Genomic DNA, 6205 nt, shown 5'->3' on the forward strand with positions numbered 1-6205 from the left:
CGCCGCCAGGGCGCGCTTGACGTCGAGGTCGGCGAAACCGGGCAGGGCGCGGATGCCGTCGAGCGCCCTCTCCACCGCCGCCGCCGGGCCGGCGATAGTGCCGTTCAGCCCTTCGTGAGCGACCAGCAGCGTGCCGCGAACCTCCGGCGCGCACAGCGCCTCCAGCCGGTCCCGCACCGCCTGCGGGTCTTCGACCGGCGTGAAGCGGTACAGGGCGGCGACGAGGATCTGTGGGGGCGACGAGAAATTCACGAGCGGCGATCCTGACCCGCCAGGGGACTTGTCCTGCGAAGCGCGCCAGCGCGAAGCAGGATGGTGGAGCCGAGGGGAGTCGAACCCCTGACCTCGTCATTGCGAACGACGCGCTCTACCAACTGAGCTACGGCCCCCCAAACCCGGCGGTCCGTCGGGTGCAGGCGAGCGCGCGACATACGTTCGGCGGCCCGGTGGTGTCAACGGGGTCAGGGCGACCGCCCGCCGCGGCGGTCAATCCTTGGCCGATGGCGACCGCCACGCTAGAAGCGGCCCTGCACTCGCTTCTGGAGCCCCGTCATGGGTTACGCCATCGTCTGGCTGGTCAACACGATCCTGTCGATCATGACCTGGTCGATCATCCTGTCGGCCATCCTGAGCTGGCTGTTCGCCTTCGACGTCATCAACCGTCGCAACCGGTTCGTGGCCCAGATCGCCGACTTTCTCGACCGCCTGACGGCGCCCCTGCTCGAGCCGTTCCGCCGCATCATTCCGCCGCTCGGCGGGATTGATATCTCGCCGATCGTGGTGCTGCTGCTGATCAACTTCATCCGCATCCTGTTCAACCGGTTGACCGCGCCCATCCTGATCTCGACGCTGGGATAGAGGCTCGGCGGCGACAGCGTCGGGGCGATCGCCCGGCGCCGCCGATCCGGCCTTGCGCCGTCTGCCGAGGGTCCTAAGGTGCCGCTCCGACCGGGCCCTGCGCCCGCCAGCCATCCGGAATTCATGACCACGATCCGAACAGTCGCCATCGTCGGCGCGGGCCAGATGGGTGCGGGCATCGCCCAGGCGGTCGCGGCCGGCGGCTACGAGGTGATGCTGTACGACGCCAATCCCGAGCGCGTGCCCCAGGCGCAGGCCGCCATCGCCGCCAGTCTGGCGCGGCAGGTCGCCCGGGGCCTGACCAATCAGGACGCCGCCGACGCCGCCCTGTCCCACATTTCGGCCGCGCGCTCCCTCGCCGCGGCCGCCAAGGCCGATCTGGTGATCGAGGCGGCCGTCGAGGACGAGGCCGTCAAGAAGTCCATTCTCGCGGATCTGACGCCGCACCTCGGGCCCGGGACGCTGCTGGCGTCGAACACCTCGTCGATCTCGATCACCCGGCTGGCTTCGGCGACGGACCGGCCCGATCGGTTCATCGGCCTGCACTTCATGAAGCCCGCCCCGGTGATGAAGCTGGTCGAGATCATCCGCGGCATCGCCACCTCGGCCGAGACCTATGATACGGCCCTGGCGTTCGCTGAATCGCTTGGAAAGACCACGACCAACGCTGAGGACTTCCCGGCCTTCATCGTCAACCGCATCCTGGTGCCGATGATCAATGAGGCGGTCTACACCTTGTATGAGGGCGTCGGGAACGTGGCCTCGATCGACAAGGCGCTGAAGCTGGGCGCCAACCATCCGATGGGGCCGCTGGAGCTCGCCGACTTCATGGGGCTGGACGTCGTGCTGGCGATCATGAACGTGCTCTACGACGGCCTGGCCGACAGCAAATACAGGCCCTGTCCCCTGCTGGTGAAATACGTCGAGGCCGGATGGCTGGGCCGCAAGTCGGGCCGCGGCTTCTACGACTATTCCGGCGACGAACCGGTGCCGACCCGATGATCCCATCGTTCGAACGACCTGAGGACTTCCCCGGCCGGCAGCGCGTCTCCTGGCGCCGCGAGCCCCACCGCATCGCGCTGGCCGCCGTTGCGGGCGCGCTTTGGCCGCCGCTGGTGATCACCCTGTTCGTCTGGCCCCCGCGCAACTGGTTGCCGGGGCTGGAGATGGACTGGCGGCTGGTGGTCCTGATCGTCGGCTTGGCCGCCGTTCCGGCCGCGCTGTGGCTGCTCAACCGCGAGCGCGATCGCAGCGGCCGCCCCTCCACGCGGCTGGGCGTGGTGTGGCGGTTCATGTTCTACGGCGGCCTGCTCGCCGCCGCGCTGCAGGCCATGCTGGCGCTGGTGGTGGCCATCGTCGGCTGGTTCGAGGCCGGCGGCATCGCCCAAGCGGCGGGGGCGACCGAGACCAGCCTGCTGCTGTTCGGCGTCGGCCTGCTGCCGATCGCCGTGCTGGTGGGCGTCAGCTATGCGCTGTGGGCCGGACTGTGCGCCGCCTTCATCGCCTTCGCGCCCCAGCCCGAGGTCAGGGACCGGCTGGGGGTCTTCGGCGAGCGCGACCCGGGCTGAGACGGCGTTATCCCATTGACGCCGTGCAGGATTGGGCCAAGCTGACGACTGATCCGGGGGGACCATCATGACCGCAGCCGAACTGACATCCACGTCGCGCGCCGAGGCCGACAGCGCGCTTGCGCCCGTCGCGCCGAAGGACCGGATCTTCCACCTCGACATGCTCAGGGGCTGGGCCGTGCTCGGGATTCTGGCGGTCAACGCCATGGCGTTCGCCTGGCCGATGTCGGCCGAAATGAGCGAGGCGGCGCGGCCCTTCGCCCTGACCGGGGCGAACGGCTGGGGCCACTGGGTCACCGACGTCTTCTTCGCGGACAAGTTCCGCACCCTCTTCACCATGCTGTTCGGGGTGTCGATCTGGCTGGTCGGCGGTGAACGGTTCGACGAGGCGCGGGGCAAGCTGTTGCGGCGCAGGCTGCTGTGGTTGGGGCTGTTCGGCCTCATTCACGGGCTGGCCTTCTGGTTCGGCGACATCCTGCTGCACTACGCCTACTGCGGCCTGATCATGATGATGATGCGGTCGATGAAGGCGTCGAAGCTGATCTGGATCGGCGGCGGGATCACCCTGCTGTGGGGCTTTCTGGCGACGGCGGGACCGCTGGTGGTCGCCGGGCTTGGCGAAGACTTCAGCGCCAAGTTCGAGGCCGGCATGCCGCAGGTGACGCGGGAAGAGGTCATGGCCACCGTTCAGGCCTACGGCGCCGGAGCCGGAGCCTGGGTGGAGAACGCCAAGGCGTGGGGGATGGCCCAGGGGGTCAGCATTCCCATGATCATGGTCAGCCTGCCGCTGATGATGCTGGGGCTGGGGCTGTTCAAGTCCGGCTTCCTGAGCGGGCGGTCGCCCGTCTGGCTCTACGCACTGATCGCCGCCCTCGCCGCCGTCAATCTTGGCATCTTCGGGGTCGCCGACCTGACCGACGTGAGAGCCGGCCTCGACGCCGATCCGACCCGGGGCGTGGCGGCCGCCGCCGGCGGCCTCGCGCCGCTGGTGACGCTCGGCTACGTCAGCCTGCTGATCCTGATGACACGGTTCGGCCTGAAGGCGGTGACGCAGGTGCTGGCGCCGGTGGGCCGGATGGCCTTCACCAACTACCTGACCCAGACCCTCATCATGAGCACCCTGTTCTACATGCCGTGGGGGCCGCAGTGGTTCGGGACCATGGGGCCCGGCGCCCTGTGGGGCGTCGTCGGCGCGATCTGGATCGCCCAGCTGATCTGGTCGCCGCTGTGGCTGTCGGCCTTCAGCATGGGGCCGTTCGAGTGGGCCTGGCGCTGCCTGAGCTACGGTCGGATGATGCCGCTGCGAAAGACGGTCGCGGCCTGACCTTCGCCGCCGTCGTTGCCGGGCGGCGGGCGATGGCTTAAGCGCGCGGCATGAGCACCGAGACGCCGATCCGCCCAGAGACTCGCCCCGAAGCCCGCAACCCGCGGGGGTTCGCCGACCGTCGCGGCCCCGACCTGGTGGCCGAGCGCCGGCTGGTGGCGCGGGTGTCCGAGGTCTACGAGCGCTGGGGCTTCGAACCGCTAGAGACGGGGGCGTTCGAGTACGCCGACGCCCTCGGCAAATTCCTGCCTGACGCCGACCGTCCGAACGAGGGCGTGTTCGCCCTGCAGGACGACGACGATCAGTGGATGGCCCTGCGCTACGACCTGACGGCGCCGCTGGCCCGGTTCGCGGCGCAGAGCTGGGAGACCCTGCCCAAGCCCTTTCGCCGCTACGCCTTCGGGCCGGTATGGCGCAACGAGAAGCCGGGGCCCGGGCGCTTCCGGGAGTTCGTCCAGTGCGACGCCGACACGGTCGGTTCGGACCGTCCCGAGGCTGACGCCGAGATCATCGCCATGGCGGGCGAAGGGTTGCGAGCCGCGGGCCTCGACGCTGGCCAGGCGGTCATCAAGGTCTCGAACCGCAAGCTTTTCGACGGCCTGTTCGAGGCGGGCGGCGTCGAGGACGCGGGCCAGAAACTGACGGCGCTGCGCGCGATCGACAAGTTCGAGCGGCTGGGCTGGGGCGGCGTCGCCGCCCTTCTGGGCGAGGGCCGACTCGATGAGTCCGGCGACTACACCAAGGGCGCCGGCCTGCCGCCGGCCGTGATCGCCACCGTCGAGGCCTTCCTCGCCTCCGCCGGAACGCAGGGGCTGACCCGGGCCGAGACGCTCGACGCCGTCGCGCGGGCTGGTGGTCTGGGTGAGACGGGCGAGCGGGCGCTGAACGAGCTCGCGGCCGTCGACGCGGCGCTGAACGTCATGGGCGTGGGGCAGGACGCGGCGCGGTTCGATCCGACCATCGTGCGCGGTCTGGAATACTACACCGGGGTCGTGTTCGAGGCCGATCTGTTGCTGGAGACGACAGACGACAAGGGACGGGCCGTGCGGTTCGGCTCGATCGGCGGCGGCGGCCGCTACGACGATCTGGTGGCCCGGTTCACCGGCGAGCGGCTGCCGGCGACGGGGTTCTCGTTCGGCGTCTCGCGGCTGGCGTCGGCGCTCAAGGCGGCGGGCCGGGGCGCGGGCGGCGGCGTGCGGGGGCCGGTGGTCGTCATCGTCTTTTCGGACGCGGACATGCGCCACTACCTCGACGCCGTGTCGGAGCTTCGAAACGCCGGGATCGCGGCCGAACTCTACCTTGGGCGGGCGGGCATGAAGGCGCAGATGAAATACGCCGACCGCCGCGGGGCCCCGGCCGCGGTCATCCTCGGGGGAGACGAGATCGCCGCCGGTCAGGTGACGGTCAAGGACCTCGACGCGGGCCGCGCCCTGGCCGCCGGCGTGACCGACAACGAGGCGTGGAAGTCGGAGCGTCCGGGCCAGCGGGTCGTCGCTCGCAGCGAACTTGTTGCAACCGTGCAAACGATCGTCGCGGGCCCGCGCACAGCTTCGTGAGTTATCGGCGGTAAGTCAGGAATTTCCGCGACTTCGGAGGCGGGCTTGATTGACTTGAAGGGCGAAATGTCGTCATTCTGACCTACTCGGGAAGCGCAGCGTTTCGACGCAGCAGCGGCCCGGAGGCGTTTCGGGGAGGAAACGTCCGCTCGTCAAAGAGCGAAAGAAGCCCGCCGCGATGTATCCCCCGCGGCGGGCTTTTTGCTGTCTGGATGGTGGCTTCCAAGCATCACCTCTCCCTCCCACCTGGGGGAGGGTCCTTGCCGCAAAGCGGCAAAGGGGTGGGCGCGCTTCGGCAAACAGACACGCCGGCGCTCGCGTCGCCGTGCCCTCCCCACCCGGCTTCGCCTGCGGCTCAGCCACCCTCCCTCAAGCGGGAGGGAGAGGGCCGGTGCTTCCATCCGACCAAAGAAAAGGGCCGAAGCATCGCCGCTCCGGCCCCTCTTCAGTCAGCGTCTGAACCGCCTTACCAGATACGCACCCGGTCGGCCGGCGCGAGGTAGTATTTGGAGCCCGGCTGGACGTTGAAGGCCTCGTACCAGGCGTCGATGTTGCGCACCGGTCCGATGACCCGGAACTCGGCCGGGCTGTGCGAGTCCGTGGCGATCTGGTTGCGCAGGGCGTCGTCGCGCATCTTTGACTGCCAGACCTGGGCCCAGCCGTAGAAGAAGCGCTGATCGCCGGTGGTGCCGTCGATCACCGGCGCCGGCTGGCCGTTAAGCGACAGGTGGTAGGCCTCAAGGCCCACCGCCGTGCCCGCGGCGTCGCCGATGTTCTCGCCCATGGTCAGGCCGGGGTTGATGGTGAAGCCTGGCAGCGGCTCGAACTGGGCGTACTGCTCGCCCAGCCGCTTCGTCAGGCCGTCGAAGTTGGCGCGGTCTTCGGGCGTCCACCAGCTG

6 protein-coding genes, 1 tRNA gene and 1 pseudogene are annotated in these 6205 nt (G+C 69.4%); 5 read left to right on the forward strand and 3 right to left on the reverse strand.

What is annotated here, in order from left to right:
• A pseudogene (locus VGB60_RS10955) lies at nucleotides 1-252 on the reverse strand (hypothetical protein); the annotation flags it as partial.
• A 61-nt stretch (nucleotides 253-313) separates the two neighbouring features.
• Nucleotides 314-389, reverse strand: a tRNA-Ala gene (locus tag VGB60_RS10960).
• 163 nt (nucleotides 390-552) lie between these two features.
• On the opposite strand from VGB60_RS10960, the gene VGB60_RS10965 reads away from it, so the two are divergent.
• From VGB60_RS10965 to hisS, 5 genes are all read left to right on the forward strand, one after another.
• Nucleotides 553-858: a YggT family protein gene (locus VGB60_RS10965; RefSeq protein ID WP_331038295.1), complete on the forward strand. Its 306-nt coding sequence runs from the start codon at nucleotides 553-555 to the stop codon at nucleotides 856-858.
• Between the two features lie 123 nt (nucleotides 859-981).
• Complete coding sequence (locus VGB60_RS10970; protein WP_331038296.1) at nucleotides 982-1860, forward strand: 3-hydroxybutyryl-CoA dehydrogenase; 879 nt, start codon at nucleotides 982-984, stop codon at nucleotides 1858-1860.
• Entirely contained in the window at nucleotides 1857-2426 is a 570-nt protein-coding gene (locus VGB60_RS10975; protein WP_331038297.1) for a phthalate transporter, read from the forward strand. The genes VGB60_RS10970 and VGB60_RS10975 overlap by 4 nt, the downstream gene beginning before the upstream one ends.
• A 67-nt stretch (nucleotides 2427-2493) precedes the next feature.
• A complete protein-coding gene (locus tag VGB60_RS10980; protein WP_331038298.1) occupies nucleotides 2494-3750 on the forward strand; it encodes a DUF418 domain-containing protein in 1257 nt (418 codons plus the stop codon).
• A 50-nt stretch (nucleotides 3751-3800) separates the two neighbouring features.
• Nucleotides 3801-5306, forward strand: coding sequence for a histidine--tRNA ligase (gene hisS / locus VGB60_RS10985; protein WP_331038299.1), 1506 nt, complete (start codon nucleotides 3801-3803; stop codon nucleotides 5304-5306).
• A gap of 466 nt (nucleotides 5307-5772) precedes the next feature.
• Here hisS and VGB60_RS10990 read toward each other — a convergent pair.
• Nucleotides 5773-6205, reverse strand: a 433-nt coding sequence (locus VGB60_RS10990) for a M13-type metalloendopeptidase (RefSeq protein WP_331038300.1), incomplete at its 5' end; no start/stop codon positions are given.

The sequence above is a fragment of the Brevundimonas sp. genome, from assembly GCF_036399195.1.
Lineage (GTDB): Bacteria > Pseudomonadota > Alphaproteobacteria > Caulobacterales > Caulobacteraceae > Brevundimonas.